This is a genomic window from Psychrobacter sp. AOP3-A1-26, from assembly GCF_052378235.1.
In the GTDB taxonomy this organism is placed as follows: domain Bacteria; phylum Pseudomonadota; class Gammaproteobacteria; order Pseudomonadales; family Moraxellaceae; genus Psychrobacter.
The window spans coordinates 1-905 of record NZ_JBQSXN010000190.1 but is presented as its reverse complement, the minus strand read 5'-3'; the positions used below and the strand labels follow the sequence as shown (position 1 = coordinate 905).

The 905-nt window shown below is 45.0% G+C and carries 1 protein-coding gene; it reads left to right on the top strand.

Annotated elements, in window-relative coordinates; all coding sequences use genetic code 11:
• The first annotated feature begins 67 nt into the window (after positions 1–67).
• A complete protein-coding gene (locus tag ACT3TU_RS14240; protein ID WP_192524898.1) occupies positions 68–892 on the top strand; it encodes a Nif3-like dinuclear metal center hexameric protein in 825 nt (274 codons plus the stop codon).
• Positions 893–905 lie beyond the last annotated feature (13 nt).

Genomic DNA, 905 nt, shown 5'->3' with positions numbered 1-905 from the left:
TTTTATTATTTATAAGTACTTTAACCATTAAAACAACGAAACATTCAAACAATTATAAGGGAATACCATGACCGCAAACAATACCCTAACCGAGACAACGGTTAGCGCACAAAATTTAGCCGCATTTTGCGATGATTATTTATCAGCCGATGCCTTTAAAGACTATGCACCAAATGGCTTACAAGTAGATGGTGGACGCCCTATCCAGCGTATCGTCACTGGTGTGACCGCTAGCGACGCCTTAATTGATGCCGCTATTGCTGACAATGCTGACGCGATTATGGTGCATCATGGTTATTTTTGGAAAGGTGAACCTGCGCCTCTCACTGGCATGAAAGGTCAGCGTATCCGTAAACTCATGCAACATGGCATCTCTATGATCGGCTACCACTTACCGCTTGATGCGCATCCTGTTATTGGCAACAATGCTAAGCTGGCTGAGACTCTGAATATGACCATCACTGGAGCGCTTTATCCTGACGAGTCACGTCCCGTTGGCAATATCGCTACCTGCAAACCACAGAGTACTCAAAGTCTTATCGCCCATATTACCGACGCTCTAGGACGCATACCGTTGCATATTTCTGCTCATTATAATGCATCGGTTCATACTGAATCTGAGCCGGAGAATAATAGACTTATTCAACGGGTCGGTATCTGTACGGGCGGCGCACAAGATATGATCGAACAGGCCGCACTCATGGGCTGTGACGCGTTTATCTCTGGTGAAATATCAGAGCGGACTACCCATATTGCCCGTGAACTGGGTATTGATTACTTTGCCTGTGGTCATCACGCGACCGAACGTGGTGGTATTCAAGCACTGGGTGAATTGATTGCTGCAGAGTTTGGGCTTCCTGTTACCTTTATTGATATAAACAATCCTGTATAAAACAATCAATATA